General features: G+C 44.3%; 12 protein-coding genes. 7 read left to right on the top strand and 5 right to left on the bottom strand.

Annotation, left to right across the window (positions count from 1 at the left end; genetic code table 11):
• Positions 1-353 precede the first annotated feature (353 nt).
• From NH462_RS17340 to NH462_RS17310, 7 genes are all read left to right on the top strand, one after another.
• On the top strand, positions 354-1,622 hold the full coding sequence (locus NH462_RS17340; protein WP_253106835.1) for an efflux RND transporter periplasmic adaptor subunit: 1,269 nt from the start codon (positions 354-356) through the stop codon (positions 1,620-1,622).
• A 41-nt stretch (positions 1,623-1,663) separates the two neighbouring features.
• Complete coding sequence (locus NH462_RS17335) at positions 1,664-2,359, top strand: ABC transporter ATP-binding protein (RefSeq protein ID WP_010376940.1); 696 nt, start codon at positions 1,664-1,666, stop codon at positions 2,357-2,359.
• A 9-nt stretch (positions 2,360-2,368) separates the two neighbouring features.
• On the top strand, positions 2,369-3,730 hold the full coding sequence (locus NH462_RS17330) for an ABC transporter permease (protein WP_017217286.1): 1,362 nt from the start codon (positions 2,369-2,371) through the stop codon (positions 3,728-3,730).
• Between the two features lie 2 nt (positions 3,731-3,732).
• The gene (locus tag NH462_RS17325) at positions 3,733-4,953 is read left to right on the top strand and encodes an FtsX-like permease family protein (RefSeq protein WP_253106833.1); all 1,221 of its coding nucleotides are present in this window, start codon (positions 3,733-3,735) and stop codon (positions 4,951-4,953) included.
• A gap of 60 nt (positions 4,954-5,013) precedes the next feature.
• Positions 5,014-6,333, top strand: coding sequence for a sigma-54 dependent transcriptional regulator (locus NH462_RS17320; protein WP_010376946.1), 1,320 nt, complete (start codon positions 5,014-5,016; stop codon positions 6,331-6,333).
• Complete coding sequence (locus NH462_RS17315; protein WP_253106831.1) at positions 6,330-7,667, top strand: ATP-binding protein; 1,338 nt, start codon at positions 6,330-6,332, stop codon at positions 7,665-7,667. Before NH462_RS17320 ends, NH462_RS17315 begins: the two co-directional genes overlap by 4 nt.
• A gap of 488 nt (positions 7,668-8,155) precedes the next feature.
• A complete protein-coding gene (locus tag NH462_RS17310) occupies positions 8,156-8,602 on the top strand; it encodes a hypothetical protein (RefSeq protein WP_253106829.1) in 447 nt (148 codons plus the stop codon).
• Between the two features lie 57 nt (positions 8,603-8,659).
• Here the strand turns inward: NH462_RS17310 and NH462_RS17305 are convergent, their stop codons facing one another.
• The 5 genes from NH462_RS17305 to NH462_RS17285 form a co-directional block, all read right to left on the bottom strand.
• Positions 8,660-10,102: a catalase gene (locus tag NH462_RS17305; protein WP_253106828.1), complete on the bottom strand. Its 1,443-nt coding sequence runs from the start codon at positions 10,100-10,102 to the stop codon at positions 8,660-8,662.
• A 218-nt stretch (positions 10,103-10,320) separates the two neighbouring features.
• On the bottom strand, positions 10,321-12,252 hold the full coding sequence (locus NH462_RS17300) for a S41 family peptidase (protein WP_253106827.1): 1,932 nt from the start codon (positions 12,250-12,252) through the stop codon (positions 10,321-10,323).
• Positions 12,253-12,486: 234 nt separating this feature from the next.
• A complete protein-coding gene (locus NH462_RS17295) occupies positions 12,487-14,196 on the bottom strand; it encodes an AMP-binding protein (protein WP_253106826.1) in 1,710 nt (569 codons plus the stop codon).
• Between the two features lie 229 nt (positions 14,197-14,425).
• Positions 14,426-17,599, bottom strand: coding sequence for a multidrug efflux RND transporter permease subunit (locus NH462_RS17290; RefSeq protein WP_253106825.1), 3,174 nt, complete (start codon positions 17,597-17,599; stop codon positions 14,426-14,428).
• 4 nt (positions 17,600-17,603) lie between these two features.
• On the bottom strand, positions 17,604-18,776 hold the full coding sequence (locus tag NH462_RS17285; protein ID WP_039495769.1) for an efflux RND transporter periplasmic adaptor subunit: 1,173 nt from the start codon (positions 18,774-18,776) through the stop codon (positions 17,604-17,606).
• Between the last annotated feature and the right edge of the window lie 128 nt (positions 18,777-18,904).

Below are 18,904 nucleotides of genomic sequence, written 5' to 3'. Positions count from 1 at the left end.
CATCAAAGAGGCCGAGGTAGCACCTCATCAAGAGCCCGGATATAAGCACGCAATCACACTAATAATGCTAAAAGTGGCTTGTACAATTGGAGGAGTCCATATAAGCGGGTTCACCCCGCGATCTTTTAATTGTGGTTCCCACTAAAATTTGATGTTGCGGTAAGTCACGAACAGCCAGTTTTAGTTACGTTCAGCTATTGTCCGCAAACTGTCCGGTGTCCGTCCAATCCCCTTGAATAAAGCCGTTAAATATAATAAATGCTATATAAAACAGTAGTATAAATTCTGGCACACTACTTGTAATTAGTTACTCATGATAATCGCGGACACCCACTTGTCCGCAAGGAGGTAGCATGATTAAAGATACAAGTGCGCAAGACAAACAAATCGCAAAAAAGCGAACCATAAAAAAGCCGGTGATTGCGTTGTTGGCCGTTGGCATCACCTTAGCTGGATTAACCAGTACTTGGCCAAGCATTAACACGATTCTGTCAGCAGAGCAGACCGTATCGCGCGAGCAAGTACGTCTCGCCACAGTAGTGAGAGGAGATATCAGCGAAGATATTCGCGTTGAAGGGCGTACGCTCGCTGCGAATAATCCAGACTTATACGCCATCGCATCGGGCACAGTAACACTCAATGTTAAACCCGGTGATGCCATCAAAGCGGGGCAAGCGTTGCTTAATATCGACAGTCCAGAGCTAACCAACCGTTTACTACAAGAAGAGGCGACATTTGAACGTTTACAAACGGAAGTTGAGCGCCAAAGGATCTCGATTAAACAGCAGCTACTCGATACTGAACAACGCATGGAAATGGCGAAAGTAGACTTAGAAGCGGCAGAGCGGGAAATGGCACGCTCAAAACAAAGCATCGAAAAGCAAATTATCTCAAAACTAGAGCTTGAACAGTCAATGGTTGAACTTAAGCGCGCGCAGCTACAAGAGCGTCACGCCATCGATTCGCTAAAGCTTGAGCAAGAGCGACTTGCGTTTGAGCTAAAAAGTAGTGAGCTGAGCCTAACCAGACAACAGCATATTTTAGAAGAAGTGCAGCGTCAGGTAGCCGCTCTTAACATTATTTCGCCGTTGTCAGGTATTGTTGGTACAGTGCATGTCCAGCAAAAGCAGTTTGTACAGCGAGATGCGGCATTAATCTCCTTGGTTGACCTTTCTGAGCTTGAGGTTGAAGCGCAAATACCAGAAATTTACGCCGACAATCTAGGTGTCGGCATGGCCGCTGAAGTATTTATCAATCAATACCAATATCACGCAAAGCTGGTCGCTATTTCCCCTGAAATCGAAGCAGGCCGTGTCAGTGCGCGAGTACGTTTTGATGAACAACCAAGCGGTCTTCGCCAAAACCAAAAGGTATCTACAAGAATTATCCTGTCGCAAAAGCAAGACGTGCTCAAAGTAAGGCGTGGTGCATTTGTTGAAACCGGCGCTGGGCGTTTTACCTATGCGGTTGTCGGTGAGCAGGCTGATCAAACACCCATTCAGCTCGGTGTAAAAAGTATTTCTGAAGTTGAGATTATCGAGGGCCTGAATGAAGGACAAGAAATCGTGATCTCAAGTTTAGATCCGTTCAATAACAAAGCGCGAGTGTTACTCGGGAAGTAGCTTCATCTTGCGTACCGAATAAGAATGAGAAGGAATAGACAATGTTAAAAATGAATGAAGTAAGCAAAATCTATCGCACAGATATGATTGAGACCCATGCACTCAGCAATGTCAATTTAACCATTGAAGAAGGGGAGTTTATTGCGGTCACAGGCCCGTCAGGATCAGGCAAAACGACCTTTTTGAACATTGCCGGTTTGTTAGAGCGTTTTGAGCGCGGTGACTATTTTCTAGATGGTGAAAACGTTGCCAATCTTAACGATAAAAAGCTATCACAACTACGAAACGAAAAAATTGGCTTTATCTTCCAAGGCTTTAATCTTATCAGCGACTTATCTTTATATGACAACGTTGAAGTTCCCCTTATTTTTAGGGGAATAAAAGCCAGTGAGCGTAAAAAGCGCATTGAAGAAGCGCTTGAACTCGTGGGGCTTGCAAGCCGAATGAAGCACTATCCGGCACAGTTGAGTGGTGGGCAGCAGCAGCGTGTGGCTATTGCCAGAGCGCTGGCGGGGAAACCGCGCTTCCTTTTAGCGGATGAACCAACGGGTAATTTAGACAGCTTAATGGCAAGGCAAGTGATGGATTTATTACAAGAAGTGAATCAGGCGGGCACCACATTGATTATGGTAACCCATGACAATGAGCTGGCTCGAAGAGCGGGTCGTAATATCCAAATTCTTGATGGTGAGTTAACCGACATCACTAAATCTCAGTTAACCGAATTGGCAGTGTAGGAGCAAGCAATGAAAGAGCTAATACTGTTAGCTTGGCAGGGATTAAAGCAAAAACCCAAGCTAAGTGCATTGATGGTGATCAACCTTGCAGTTGGGATCACGTTAATGTTGACGATGTCAGCCATTGTAAAACAAAGCAGTAGTGAGGTGATTGGTCATAAGGGGGATTACTTGTACACCGCGGGCCTGAATTTTTTTGATGGCGACCAAGACGTTGTCGATTTCAACCAATTTCCTCGCTGGACATATCAAGATGCAGAGGCGCTTAAGCAAGCAGATATACCATACGAGCATCTATCATTTAACTACACCACAGAGTTTATTGTGGGGCTGGCGGATAACTCAGTTAGGCCTATTAGTGTAGAAGCTTCTGGCACAGATAGAGAGATGTTTAGTGTACTAGATGCACCGTTTATTCACGGAGCTTCTTGGAGTGAACAAAGCCAGCAAAGTGGTGAAGCGGTCGCTGTGATCAGTAAAAATGCTAATGATCATCTTTTTGGTGGGGCGAATTCTGTCGGGCAGTTTATTCAAGTTCAAGGCGAACAAATACAAGTCGTGGGCGTGGTTGATTTAAGCAATTATAAACGTCGTTTCCAAGATTTGAGCTTTAGTAATAATTACAATCACGATGCTTTTATCCCGCTAAATTATGCCTATGTGCAAAACTTTCCACGAACAGGGCAAGTATCGTGTAGAACCGACGATTTATACACCGAAACTAACCCGCGTAGCGGCAATATCGACATGCTGAAAAGTGCTGAATGTGGTTATTTGACGGTTTGGTTCCAATACCAAAATGATATGGGAACAGCACACCTCGCGGAATTAAAAACGTGGTTGAATAGCTATATTGCAAATCAGCAAGCGGTCGGTCGCTTTCAACATAAAAATCTTACCGACTTTTATAGCATGGGCGAGCTCTATATTTTGATCCAGCGTTTTATGGCATGGGAAGCCATTTACCTGACGTTTGCGTATTTACTATTTGGCATTTGTTTAGTGAATACCGTTGGCATTCTGCTCGCCAAATTCCAAGCTAATCGCAAGCTTATTTCCCTCTATCGAGCGCTCGGCGCAAACCGTGGGGTCATAATGCAAATTCACTTTTTAGAGATTTTGATGCTCACAGTTGCCTCTGTCGTGCTTGGTTTTGTACTAGCATTTGCAGGACTCGAGTTGATGTTCCATTTGCGTATGTATCAGACGGATTATATGGCGTTTGCCGAGCAAGTTCGTCAAATCTATCAGTTCGATGGTGAGCTGGCACTTTGGACGACGACAGGTATTTTCTTGGCGGTTGGGATATCTGGATTATATCCGGTGTATCGTAGTAGCCGTGTATCACCAGCTACAGAGTTAAGGGGGTAAGTATGGCGATTAAACATATTTTGAAACTGATCTTAAAGCAAAAAAGTATTGCACTGTTAATTATTCTACAAATCGCGATCACCGTGATGATTGTCAGCAATACCGCGTTTATTAGCTATGCAACGCTGCAAAACTGGCTAATTCCTTCAAAGTTGGAAGAGCAACAAATTCTCAATGTAACGACGCGAGTATTTGATACCTCGGTAGACATGCAGTCGCTTATAGAAAAGGATATTCAAGCGATTGAAAATGTGCCTGGGGTCGTTGCCGCATCTTATGCTGGTAGAGAGCTGGTATTAAACAGCTTAGGCCCTGGATGGACTATTTTTAAAGATACCCAACCAGAAACAGACTACAGCGTGTTCGGCTACTTTGGCTTAGATCAAAAAGGGGTAGATGTACTTGGGCTTGAACTCGTTGAGGGGCGTAGATTTTATGCCAGCGAATTTATCAAAGGTGATGAGGCAACAAAAAATGCAGGCGTTATTATGATAAGTGACGACCTTGCCACGTCCTTATTTGGTGATGACTCTGCTCTTGGACAGACGGTGTATATTTCAAGACAACGCATTCCACATCAAGTAGTTGGTGTTTATAAAGGTAAAATGCTTGGAGAAGGCGCAACATACAATCAACAACCCTACAATTCGGGGGTTGTACCTGAAGTCATTTGGGGTAACCGTCAACGGGCAAATTATTTAGTCAGAGTTGAAAAAGGCGTGTCTGAGCGAGTGCTAGAAGAAGTTGAAACGGCACTTTATCACACCAACGGACGAATGGTTGAGCGAGTAGAGTTTGTTGCCAGAGCAAAAAAACGTTTGTGGGATGGCCGTAGCACCTTTGCACTCACCATGGCAGGTATAAGCATCATAGCATGCGTGGTCACCGCGCTTGGTATTGTCGCACTTGTCAGTTTTTCTGTTAGCCTAAGAAAGAAAGATCATGGTGTACTTCGTGCGTTAGGTGCATCTAAAGGCAAAGTGATGTGGTCTTTAATTAAAGAAAATACAATTTTAGTCTTTATCGGTTTAGTGCTAGGCTTTGGCCTCTCGATTTTGCTTTACTATTTTTTGATGAATAATGTTCGCGTGCAAAGTGTGGTAGAGATCCCGTTGTTGGTTGGGGTAGCTATTTTTACTTGGCTTGTGAGTACATTGGCGGTGTACCTGCCAGCCAAGGAAGCTGCGAAAGTGTCGCCGGCACAAGTAACGAAATCCAGTTAAGAATAAAAACAACAAAGCCCCGAAAGGGGCTAAATCTACAAATTAGGATAAAAAGCGTTCATGAGTGTATTGGTAATTGACGATAATCCGGATGTAATTCAAGCCATTAAAGTCCTTTTGTTGCTCAATGATATTCCGTGTGAAGGTGTTACCTCTCCGCAGCTGGGCCTAGAGAAGGTTCGTAGCAAACAGTTCGACTTAGTTATTCAAGATATGAACTTTACCCGAGACACCACCAGCGGTGCGGAAGGTAAAGCCCTGTATAAAGCCATTCGAGATTTAGAGCCTGATTTGCCAATCATTTTATTGACGGCTTGGACAAACCTTGAAATGGCGGTAGAGCTAATAAAAGATGGTGCGGCAGACTACTTAGCCAAACCTTGGAAAGACCATAAACTCGTCACCTCAGTGAAAAATTTGCTCGAAATGCGTGAATTGCAAGAGCAGGTGAGTAGTGCTGCTAATCAGCGCAATGTCAGATTACAAAAGCTAAAAGCGCAATACGACCTGTGTGGTGTGGTGGTTGCCGATCCGGCCATGTTGAGCTTGCTTGAAATGGCGACGCAGGTTGCGCACTCCGACGCGCCAATTCTGATCACAGGACCAAACGGCGCTGGTAAAGAGAAAATTGCAGAAATCGTGCAAGCCAATAGCAGCTATAAACATAAACCCTTTATTAAAGTGAATGCGGGGGCTATTCCGGCGGACCTCATTGAGGCCGAGTTATTTGGGGTTGAAAGTGGTGCTTATACAGGCGCACAAAAATCGAGGGCTGGACGTTTTGAAGCCGCCGATGGTGGCACTTTGTTTTTGGATGAAATCGGCAACTTGTCTTTGACAGGGCAACAAAAATTACTGAGGGTTTTACAAAGCGGTGAGTTTGAGCGCGTTGGCAGTAACGTGACCAAAAAGGTGAGCGTTAGGGTGATCAGTGCCACCAACAGTAATTTACCAGAGGCCATTCGCGCGGGTAGTTTTAGAGAAGACTTGTATTACCGAATTAACATGATTGAGCTGAAGCTAGCGCCATTATCTGAACGCAAAGAAGATATTACGGTGTTGGTGGAGAATTTTTTACCGAGCAATAAAACGATAAGCAACGCGGCAATGAAGCAGTTAAAGCATCATACTTGGCCTGGAAACGTTAGGGAGCTTGAAAACACCATAGGCCGTGCTGTGCTATTGAGCCCCGGGCAAGAAATTGAGTGTGAGCATTTAGCAATTCAAACACCACAACATGAAGAGCCGCTTGAATATACACAAGCAGATATCGAAGCCGCATTAGACAGCGCTGATGGCGTAGTCAGTAAAGCCGCAAGAAAGCTTGGGTTAAGTCGGCAAGCACTATACCGGAGAATGGAGAAGTTTGGTTTAAAATGACGGTATCCCTTCAAGCAGCGGTGTCTGCATGCCTATTTGTATCACTATTGGTGTTTGCGGCTATTCTATGGCTGGCAGCTTCATTTGCAATACCAATTACTCTGTCAATTCCGGTGGGGCTGCTTGTTGCGGCGGTAGTAGGCGTTGTCGGTATCAGTTACTTTTTCTCTCGCCAACAGCGGATCATAGATTGCTTAACGGACGGGATCCGCAGTTTTAAAGATCAAGACTTCTCAGTTCAAATTACGCATTTTGAAAGCATAGAAATGTCTGATTTAATTTTGGAATATAATCGTTTATCGACAACACTAAAAAAGCAGCGCCACGCTACCAGCCAAAGGGAGTTACTACTCGATACCATTTTGCAGGTGTCGCCGGTGTCGATTATATTACTCAATCAGTTTGATCAGGTTGTATATGCCAACGACAAAGCTGGGAAATTACTCAATAACAATAAGTCGTTAAGCGGCCTAGTGCTTCATCATGCCATTGCAAATGCAGACTCAAAGCTGCAAACTATTTTGCTACAAAAAGAATCCGGATTTGTGACTTTTCAAGCCAATGATGAAAAGCAAAGCTATTACTTTTCAAGACAGAGCATAACGCTCAACCACCAGCCACATGTATTGTTAATGTGTCAAAACTTATCCAGCGAAATGAGCCGTCAAGAAGTGGGGCTTTGGAAAAACGCCATTCGGCTGATAAGTCATGAGCTTAATAATTCATTAGCGCCCATTTCTTCGTTGACCAACTCGGCAAATACAATTGTAGAGCGCAGCGCCAAAGAGCAAAACCACGCCCTTATTCAACTATTGCCCGAAATGCTCTCGACGATTAACCGCCGCACGGAAAACCTCAGTGAATTTGTGGCTAAATATAGCGAATTTGCGAGATTACCGGCTCCTAATATTACAGAGCAACCCTTACAGCCTTTACTTGATACCGTTGGTAAGCTTTATGACTTTACTTTGCTGGCAGCACTTCCTTTGGAGCGCGCTTTTTTTGATCCCATACAGGTAGAGCAGGTGATGATAAACTTAATAAAGAATGCACACGAATCAGGCTCAGAGGTGAGCGAAATAGGTGTGAAGCTGCTGGTTGACTACCAACGACTAATCGTTGTAGTTGTTGACAGAGGCGCAGGGATGGAAGAAGAAAAGCTAGCAAACGCAGTACTGCCATTCTTTTCTACTAAACCCAGTGGCACAGGCATAGGACTTAGTATTTGTAATGAAGTTGCCATTGCCCACGGTGGACAACTTAAGCTATTTAATCGCGAAAAGGGCGGACTAATGGTGCAGTTTGATCTGCCTCTCGTTGCACCTAAAGCATAGCGTTGTCATTGCACCAACCCATATCGGGTGGGAGCGGATTCACTCCGCGATATTTGGGTTTTAATGGCGTATCTTAAGCAGCGAAAATCTCTTTGTCGTGATAAATCACAATCTACCAGTCAGCTGCGCTGCTAAAGCAAATATTGTCCTAAAAGCTCAATTTCTGGTAGGAGCGGGTTCACCCCGCGATCTTTTTGGTTTTAATGCCGTATTTCAGGCGGCGGAAATCTCTTTGTCGTGATAAATCACGACCTACAAATAATAAGCTTCACAGGTTTATTTTATTGACTTCACTTTTTACTAAACGTATGTAGGGTGGGAGCGGGTTCACCCCGCGATCTTTTTGGCTCTAATGCCGTATTTCAGGCAGTGGAAACCTTCTTGCCCAGATAATAAATCACGACCCACAAATAATACTGGTTGAGCGCATATCTATCGACAGGCAAAGGCAGAGCAGCGATACTCAAGCAAATTGAAAATATAGGGAAATGAACTTGAACGCGCAAACTCAAACGACCAACCACTTTTTACTCTTCGCGGGTGTGTGTACAGCCATTGCTGCAGTGGCACACATTGGCTGCATCATCTTTGGTGCACCTTGGTATCGATTTTTTGGTGCTGGTGAGGAAATGGCTACTATGGCCGAACAGGGGCTTATTTATCCGCACATTGTCACTGCAGTTATCGCTACGATTTTACTGCTCTGGTCATGCTACGCGTTTTCAGGGGCGAAACGGATCCGACAAATACCTATGCTTAAAATCGCCCTGTGTGTAATAAGTGCAATCTTTTTAATAAGGGGAATTGGGTTTGTTTTTATCATGCCAACGATCCCAGATAACAGCATGACGTTTTGGCTGGTGAGTTCCTCAATTTGTTTGGTAATAGGAGGGGCTTACGCGCTTGGAACCAAAAAGGCATGGTCACAAATCTAGCAGCTTTAAAAGCTAGCACTCAGGTACTAGCTTTTTGTTCAGATTGGTTAGTTAATCTTATTTATTCAGTGCCGTTCTAACGCCGGCTTCAAGTTCTTCGTGAACAGATTTAAATAACCCAAGTTGGCGTTCTATGATATGTTCAGGTACACCCGCCATCGCGCGTGCTATGTTGCCGTACAAGCGCTGCTTTTGGGCATCATCAAATAAGCAATATAGAGCACGAGGCTGTGAAAAATCATCATTGTCTTTGCGGTGGTCGTATCTATCCGCCATTCCCTCAAGTTCAAGAGCAGGGCGTTTATACTCTGGATTCTCTTTTGGGCCTCCCATCGAGTTAGGCTCGTAGTAAGCATCTTCGTTACCACCGGGTTCATTGTTAAAGAATCGCATTGCACCGTCTTTGTGATAATGATGCACAGGGCATTTTGGGCGATTAACAGGTAATGCCTCATAATGCGTACCGAGTCGGTAGCGGTGAGCATCTGCATAGGAGAAAATGCGTGCTTGCAACATTTTATCCGGAGAAAATCCAATGCCAGATACCACGTTAGACGGACTAAATGCGGCTTGTTCTATCTCTGCAAAATAATTGTCTGGTACGCGATTTAATTCGAGTGTGCCAACATCGATGAGTGGAAAGTCGCCATGCGGCCAGACTTTGGTTAAATCAAATGGATTGTGTTGGAACTGTTTTGCTTGCGCTTCAGTCATCACCTGAATTTTCATATCCCATTTCGGATAATTTCCGCGCTCTATGGCTTCAAGCAAGTCCTCTTGAAAGCTCTCTCTGCTTTCGCCAATTACTGATTTTGACTCTTCATCGGTATGATGCTGGTGGCCTTGTTGGGTTTTCATATGAAACTTCACCCAAACTCTTTGGTTTTCGTCGTTAATCAAACTAAAGGTGTGAGAGCCATAACCGTTCATGTGTCTCACATCTGTTGGCAAGCCACGGTCAGACATTAAAATTAATACTTGATGCAGGCTTTCTGGCGACAGTGACCAAAAATCCCATTGCGCGGTGTTGGAACGCAAGTTGGTTTTTGGGTGGCGCTTTTGGGTGTGAATAAAATCAGGGAATTTATACGGATCACGGACAAAAAATACGGGGGTATTATTACCAACTAAATCCCAATTTCCTTCTTCAGTGTAAAACTTTATCGAGAAACCTCTAACGTCACGCTCCGCATCGGCAGCTCCTTTTTCTCCGGCTACCGTTGAAAAGCGCATCAGAATGTCGGTTTGCTTACCAACCTCAGCAAATAGCTTTGCCTTGGTATATCGGCTTATGTCGTTTGTTACCGTAAATGTTCCAAACGCACCCCATCCCTTAGCATGAACGGTTCGCTCTGGTATACGCTCTCTATTTTGATGCGCCAGTTTTTCGATTAACTGGTAATCTTCAACCAATAAGGGGCCTCGAGGGCCTGCGGTCAAACTATTTTGATTATCGGCGATTGGATTACCTGCGGTGGTCGTTAATGGACACTTCGTCATTGCTCGTTTCCTTCATATAAAATTTAGAAATTAACAGCAATAAATGAACCAAAATAAAAGTGCAATAAAAACAGGTTGTTATAAATATTGTCGGCGGGAGTGTGAGTTTTACTGAGCAAAGTTTTCAGAGTGATGTAAGCGCTACATGAAATATGTAGGCGGTTGAAATGCAGCGGTTTTATCCGCTGCATATTTAGAAATTAATCGTAGCTAAAGCTTTAGAAAAACCTCGTTGAATTCCATAGACGTGTTTTACCACTATCTAACCCAACAAACTGCACTGTACCTGTCGTTACGTTACTTGGTAATGTGTAGCTAATCGTTTTAGCTTGGGTACCATACGCAAATGCAGATATACGTTTTACTTTAGTACCATCAATGTACACGTCTACGTACTCTGTATTGGTTACATCAAAATTATACACGCCGTTAGTCTCAGCAACCGACGCAAATCTATCTGAATTAAATGCTACTGTTGCTCGCGCTGTGGGTTTTGCGAGTAACTTACGAGCGATCGTATTGAAATCTTGAGTATCACCATCGAATATGTCTTCAACGTTATAACTGACAACTTCATTGGCAACACAGCCGTAGTCCTCAATGAGCGCATTGATGTGATGACCTTGACGTACCGACTGACGCCACGACACCCGCATACTTTGATCATAAGGTAGCGCTTGATATGGTGCACCCACGTACTGTACAAATAAACCATGCTCAATTACGTTTGCGCCACCTGCACCTGTACGTTCGTGCTGTCCAAATACGGTTGCAATACCGTTATCTTGCATACCACATGTGAACATATCACCTGCAGAGTAGGTGTTAGCGTTTGCCCAAACCCCCACGTTACCATAATATGCCTGACCAATCTGGTTTGCTGCATCTTTTGTCATGAATGAGGTTGCAGCAGAGTATTGTTCATTGGTGCCTTGTACGTCAGCTAATACTTGGTGCCAATTATCACTTAGGTAAGTACCGAACAGCGAATTATTTAGAATATGGTGGTTCTCAGGTGTGTTGATAAAACGTACATGAGACGGAGTAACACGTTTTGGTGTAAACAGTTGTAGTAAATAGTCGTTATATAGAATATTACCACCAGGGTTGCTTCTAACATCAATAATAAGTGCTTTCGTGTCACTTAGCTGGTTATCTAAGATATCTATGATGGCAACAAGGGCAGTGTTAGTTCCATTTTTAGGTGAAAAAGAGGCAATCTTAATATAGCCGACTGACTCGCCGTCTACTTGTACTTTATTCCATGTTACCGTCGGCTCAGCAGTGGCATTCGCTGCTAGGGCAAAAGCACTATCTTGTGCTGCCGCTTCTAGCTCTTTAAATGTAGCAAATTCATAGTTAATACTTTGTGTAAACTGCGCTGCATTATCCTCTGTATTCGCTTGTGTAGTCGGATTTCCGTTGTAAACCAACCAAGGCAAGTTAACACTATATATTTCGCCCGTTTCGTAAGATTCCAAAGTAAGCGTTAGCGCGTCATTTTGTGGCGGCATCTGTTTATTATGTGATTTGATAGTCAAGTTATTTAATGCACCAACAAACCCGCCATCTGGATTAGCCCCACCGCCTTGGAATAGTGTGTTGTTTACCACATCCGTTACTGCTTGGCCGTTGTATGCAATGACTTTATCGCCTAAAGAAACCGTTGATGTATCTGGTGCAAGTACGGTGTAGTTTTGCCAGATACGGTTTACGCGTACTTCCTTGCTGCCATCTGCATTAACGGTTTGTGCAAAATGAACTGGCACAAAAGAAACAAAGTTTTTCATTGGTGCCGGGTAGTTATAGTCCAAATGAAAATCTCGCTGAGATAAGAAGATCTTTTGCAGCTGCTGATGAAATTGAGAAGAACTTAGATTTCCCATGTTATTGATTAAGTCGTCTACTGCAACTACTGGGTCTAAGTGTCCGGCCGGAGAAAGTCCGTAGTACAGGTTTTTTGCGTATTTATTGACGTATAAACCGTCAAGCAATAGTTTCGCTTGCTCAGCTACAAGCGCTTTTTGTTCATAACTATAATCTTGAATACTAATTTGGTCGCGTGTGTCCTCAAGATAGGATATTTGTGCCATTGCACCCGTTGTAAAGCTTAATGCCAGAAGACTGGCAACTGTTGATAATTTAAACATATTGTTATTGTCCTGTATATGGAAATAAAACTGTTTTATATCTTTTGGGTACAAAAGTCGATAGGTATTAAACAAAATGATAATAATTTATTGCTTTTATGTGTGTTGATTAAACCGAACTTCTTACTCGTTGCAGGCTAACTAAAGAGATCATTGGTAGGATTGTGCGTTAAAGGGCTATTTGATTTGCCACGCAACACCCATTTGCGTGGCAACAAAGATGTCGAACGCAAATTACGCTGTTTGATGTAACTCTTGCTCCATTTGATCTCTCATTTTAAACTTTTGTAGCTTACCCGTTACCGTCATCGGATAGGCGTCAACCAATTTGATGTATTTTGGTACTTTGAAATAGGCGAGTTTATCTTTTAAAAATACACGAATATCTTCTTCCGAAATATAGTGTCCGGGCTTAAGTTGCACCCAAACACATACTTCCTCACCATATTTTTCGTCTTTGATCCCAAATACAGCGGCATCCTGAATATCATCATGATGATAAAGCACCTCCTCAATTTCTCTGGGGTAAATATTCTCGCCACCGCGAATGATCATGTCTTTTATGCGGCCGACGATGCTAACGAAACCTTCGTCGTCCATTACCCCTAAATCACCAGAGTGTAGCCAGCCGTCGTCATCTATGGTCGCCGCCGTTTTTTCTGGGTCTTGCCAATAGCCTTTCATTACGCAATATCCTCTGGCACATACTTCACCAGGCGTACCAATTGGGGCAATATGTCCTAGCTCGTCAATAATTTTGACCTCGGTATGTGGCATCGCGCGACCAACAGTCTGCACGCGTTTTTCTACAGGCGAATCGATCTCGGTAATATTGTTGATTGGGCTGCACTCGGTTTGCCCGTAACCAATGAGTACATTGGTCATATGCATTTGGGTTTGTACTTGGCGCATGACCTTTTCTGGGCAGGTGGAACCTGCCATCACCCCAGTGCGCAGCGAAGATAAATCAAACTGCGTAAAGTCTGAGTGTTCTAATTGTGCGATAAACATTGTCGGTACACCATGAAGCCCGGTGCATTTTTCTCGTTCAACAACTTGTAAAGTGATAAGTGGATCAAAGCTATCGTTAGGGAATACAGCGCACGCCCCTTTACTGATACAAACGAGATTACCGAGCACCATGCCAAAACAATGATAAAGCGGCACAGGAATACAAAGCTTATCTTGCTCTGTGAGCTTCATGGCATTGGCGACGAGCAATCCATTATTGAGGATATTACTGTGGGTGAGGGTGGCGCCTTTTGGGTTGCCAGTAGTACCTGAAGTAAATTGAATATTGATAGCATCACAGGCACTGAGGTTGGCTGCAATCGCATTTGCCTCAAGATAGTGCGCATCATTAGCTTTAGATAACAAGGTGCTGAAATTCATTAGACCTGGTTCAATATCCTCGTCGATAAGCACAATCTGTTTGAGTGAGGGAAGGCGCTGTGAAGATAATTCGCCAAACATACAGTCATAGGATTCTGGTGCCAGCTCTCTTATCATGTCGACGTAATGGCTATGTTTAAAAGACTTCGCCATAACTAACATCTTACACTCAACGTTGTTTAGCACGTATTCAAGCTCACTTGGGCGATAGGCGGGGTTAATGCACACCATAATTGCACCAATTTTAGCGGTTGCGAATTGCACTAGACTCCATTCAAGATTGTTTGGAGACCAAATCCCAACTCTATCCCCAGGTTGTATGCCTACAGCTAAAAGACTTGCAGCAAGTTGATTTATTTTTGCCAGATACTCACGATAATTTAATCGAACTGATTGATGAGAGACAACAATGGCTTCTCTTTCTGGGTAATTGTCGACAATATCTTCTAGATATTGCCCTATGGTGAGTTGAGTCAGCGGTGCTACTTGGGGGCCTTTGAAGTAACTCTTTGTAAGTGTACTTGCATTTATTAATTGGCTCTCTGTTGTCATATCTTGTCCTTGCTGTTGATCTCTAGTTTTTATCATTATGCTTTATCAGTGATAACCTAATTGTCGACAAAATCAAGTGCAATTGGACGAAAAGCATGAAATTACGACTAATGGATAGTGATAAAGTGCGTGATGGCAAGATAGTGGAAAGGCGGTTGTAACTTTATCAGACATATAAAAAAACGCCTGAAAGTTCAGGCGTTTTGTGGTTTAACTTAAGGGATTGTTATTAAGCTAATCCTTCATCTGTATCGACATGCTCATCTTTATGATGCCTCGCGATTTCATCTGAAAGTTCTTGCTTAGAACGCTTCTCTGACATCCTTCTTGCCATTAGCCAATAGAAGAATAGTGGCAAGAAGAATACTGCGAGGAAGGTAGCCGAGAGCATACCACCCATTACGCCAGTACCCACACTGTGTCTTGCTCCTGCGCCAGCTCCGGAACTCATCACCAGTGGAACTACACCAAGTATGAAAGCAAGTGAAGTCATGATAATAGGTCTAAAACGCAGTCTTGCCGCTTCAAGGGCTGCGGTTGCAGGACTCCATCCTTCTTGATACTTCATTAGCGCGTACTCGACAATAAGAATGGCATTCTTACTGGCGAGGCCAAGTAGGGTAACCAAACCGATTTGGAAGTAAACGTCGTTGGTCAGCCCTGCAATCCAGATTGAGACCAACGCACCAAAAGTACCAAACGGTAGCGCTAACATAACCGAGAATGGCAATGACCAGCGCTCATAAAGTGCTGCGAGGATCAAAAATACCATGATCACGGCCATACCGAGTGCAATACCGGTTGTGCCAGAGTTTTGCTTTTCTTGGAACGCGGAACCCGTCCACTCGTAAGTCATATCTGGTGGTAGCACTTTGTTGGCGATACGCTCAAACTCCGCGATAGCTTGACCTGAGCTATATCCAGGTGCTGCTTCGCCCATTAACTTAACTGCAGATAAGTTATTGTAACGATTCATGGTTTCCGGACCGCGACTATACTCAACATCCGTAAATGCAGAAATTGGTACCATTTCGCCACGATTGTTTTTCACATAAATGCGGCCAACATCTTCCGGTGTCATTCTAAACTCGGCTTCTGCGGACATAATCACCTGCCATGCACGACCAAACTTATTGAAGTCGTTGACGTAGTAATTACCTAAATTGGCTGCAAGTGCGTTAAACGCAGAATTGATATTAACCCCCATGGCACGCGCTTGTTCACGATCCATATGCACCTTTAGCTGCGGAGCATCAGGACGCCATAGCGTTTGAATGCCTGTAAGGATAGGGCTCTTCTGCGCCTCGGCCATGATCATCTGCATGCCTTGCTTCAATTTAGCGGGATCAGAGCCGCCTTTATTTTGCAAGAAGACTTCAAATCCGCCTGTTGTACCCAAGCCGAAAATTGGCGGTGGGTTAAACGCCAGCACTAATGCTTCGTTAATATGCGCGGTTTTCATAAATAGCTCACCAACAAGTTCCTTCGCCGACACATCGCGTTCATCCCAATGTGTTTGCGTCACGAACATAGTCGCCGCACTATTTTTGAAGCCACCACCGATGAAGTCCATCCCCGTAAACGCCACGACGTTTTCGTTAGCTGGGTTTGACTTCGCAGCAGCGATTACTTCATCAGCCACTTTAGCGGTGCGCTCTAATGAAGATCCATCAGGCAAGAACACAGCAATCATGTAGTAACCTTGGTCTTCGTCTGGTACCAAAGAGCTTGGTGTTTTTTGCCACAGGAATACTGTCGCACCAATCATCGCTACCATCAATGTTAGGCCTACAAAACCACGGCGAACCATAAAGCTAACCGCGCCAACATAGCGTCCGGTTACACGATGGAACCAGTCATTGAACCACAAGAAAAACTTGGCATCTTGTTTGTGCTCGTGCTTAAGCAGCAATACACAAAGTGCAGGTGTCATCGTCAGTGCAACCACACCGGATAAACTTACAGAGATAGAGATTGTGATCGCAAATTGGCGGAATAGTTCGCCTGTTAACCCACCTAGGAAAGCGATAGGTACAAACACCGAACACAATACCAATACAATCGCGACTACGGGGCCGCTTACTTCCTGCATCGCTTTAACTGCGGCTTCTCTAGCCTGCAAGCCTTGCTCATGCATAATACGCTCGACATTCTCAAGTACCACGATGGCGTCATCTACCACGATACCAATCGATAACACCATGCCGAACAGCGTTAGCGTGTTAATCGAGTAACCGAGCATATACAGACCTGCAAATGTACCAAGTAACGAGACCGGAACTGCAAGCGTTGGAATTAGCGTTGCGCGCCAGTTTTGCAAGAACAGGTAAACCACTAAGAATACCAAAATCATTGCTTCACCAAGCGTTTTTAACACCTCTCGAATTGAGACTTCTACAAAGCGTGTGGTGTCGTAAGAGTTAACGTGAGCGAGGCCTGTAGGGAACTGAGGTTTGATCTGTTCAATTTCAGCCTCTACTGCTTTAGCCACGTCAAGCGCATTCGCGCCCGGTTGCAAGAATACACCGAGTAATACCGCTTCCTTACCGTTAATAGTACCTTGGAAGTTATAGTCTTTAGAACCAAGCTCTACGCGAGCAACATCCTTAAGGCGCAGTGTTGAGCCATCAGGGTTTGCACGAACGATGATATTTTCGAACTCTTCAGCCGTCGATAAACGTCCTTTCGCGGTGACACTATAAACTAGCGATTGCGCGTCTTGAGAAGTCGGTGTTGCACCGATACTACCCGCTGCATACTGAGAGTTTTGCTCTCTAATTGCTCCAGCTATATCGTCTGCTGTGACTTGCAGTTGACTCATAATGTCCGGGCGCAACCAAATACGCATGGCATAGTCTTTAGCACCGAAGATCTGCACGTTAGTCGTACCAGGAATACGTTTGACGCGGTCAAGGATATTCATGGTGACGTAGTTAGATGTCCAGAGACTTTCTCGAGTACCATCTGGCGAATAGAATGCGTGTACTTGTAAGAAGTTAGAAGATGTCTTTTGAACTACCACGCCTTGGCGTCTAGTTTCTTCAGGGAGACGAGCCTCGACTTGCTTAACACGGTTGTTAACATCTACCGCGGCTTGATCAACATCCGTTCCAATCTCAAAAGTTACTGCAATAGTCGTTACACCGGAGTTGGTACTGGTTGATGTCATGTACATCATGCCTTCAACACCGGTAATCGCGTTTTCGATAGGAGTTGCTACGGTTTGTTCTAGTACATCCGCTGATGCACCAGGATATACTGCACGCACCTCAACTTGAGGTGGTGCAATTTCGGGATACTGTGCGACAGGCAAACTACGCATTGCAGCAAGCCCGGCAAGCACTATCACGATAGAGATAACAAAGGCAAAAATAGGCCTGTTTATGAAATATTTGGAGAACATCAGATTATTCTCCTTGCTCGCTCACAGATACTGGCATACCAGGGAAGAAGATCCTCGCCATACCTTCAACGATGACAGGTTGACCTTCTTTTAAGCCTTCGCGAATAACCCACATATTTTCATTATTAAGCTTGACCCATTCACCAACTTTGACCGGCGCAGGTAGGGCTACGGTTGCACCTTGTTCATTTTTGGTAGCAATGTACACAAATTTCCCCGTACCATTGTCTAGTACCGCTCTTTGCGGAAGTACAACGGCATTATTGCGTACCGCACCAGATAGCTTAACTCGCACAAACTGACCCGGTCTTAACTCGCCATTTTCATTAGGAATACGAGCTTGTAACTCACTGGTACCCGTAAAGCGGTTTACCCGGACGTCGCTAAAGTTTACTTTACCAGCTTGTCCGTACAGTGAACCATCTTGCAGAATAATCGTAGTATCAAATTCATTGTTTTCCGGTAATGACAATGAGCCATTTTCTACATCTTGGCGCATTGTAAGCTGCTCACGCTCTGAAAAGCCAAAGCGAGCACGAATGGTGCTGATGTCGGTAAGTTCAGTTAATAGTACACTCGGACCGGAAACATAGCTGCCTTCTGACATCAGCTCACGACCCACAATACCAGAAACTGGTGCTTCAACTTTGGCGTATTCAAGGTCCAGCTTAGCTTCACTCAACGCGACTTTTGCAGATTCTAAATTCGCAACTGCAATATCGTAAGCCGATACTGAGTTATCAAAGTCGCGCTTTGATACTGAACGCTCGTTCTTCAAACGCTCAAGCCTTTCGCTCTCGCGCTTAGTTTGATCAACATTTGCTTTTGCTGCCTGAAGTGCTGCCTGCGCTTTTTCTACCGCTAATTCAAAAGGTTTAAGCTCGATGGTGAATAATGAATGACCAGCTTTTACAAACTGACCTTCCTCAAAGTTGCGAGATTCGATGATCCCAGAAACTCGAGAGCGAATTTCGACTTCTTTATCACCCGCGAGAGTGGCCGGAAGTTCGATATCGAAAGGCACTGATTGAGTAGTAACTTGTTGTACACTCACTTGCGCAGGTGGCATTGCATGGCCCCCTTGCTGTGGTGCTTCTGAACACGCTGACAAAGTGCCTAACGTGAGCATTAAAAAAGATAGGTGTTTAACACGACTGCGTATTGATGCTGGATACATGAACACTCCAATTCCTATATTATCATTTTATGCTGCCCCGGCTTTGACGGGGAACTACCTTGCAATTTGCCTTTAATAACGCACACTCAACTGGATGCAATCAGTCAAGTGAGTTCATTTCATACCTT

Origin of the sequence: Pseudoalteromonas sp. OANN1, assembly GCF_024124685.1 — a bacterium.
GTDB classification, from domain to species: domain Bacteria; phylum Pseudomonadota; class Gammaproteobacteria; order Enterobacterales; family Alteromonadaceae; genus Pseudoalteromonas; species Pseudoalteromonas piscicida.
This window is presented reverse-complemented; position numbering and strand designations above follow the sequence as displayed.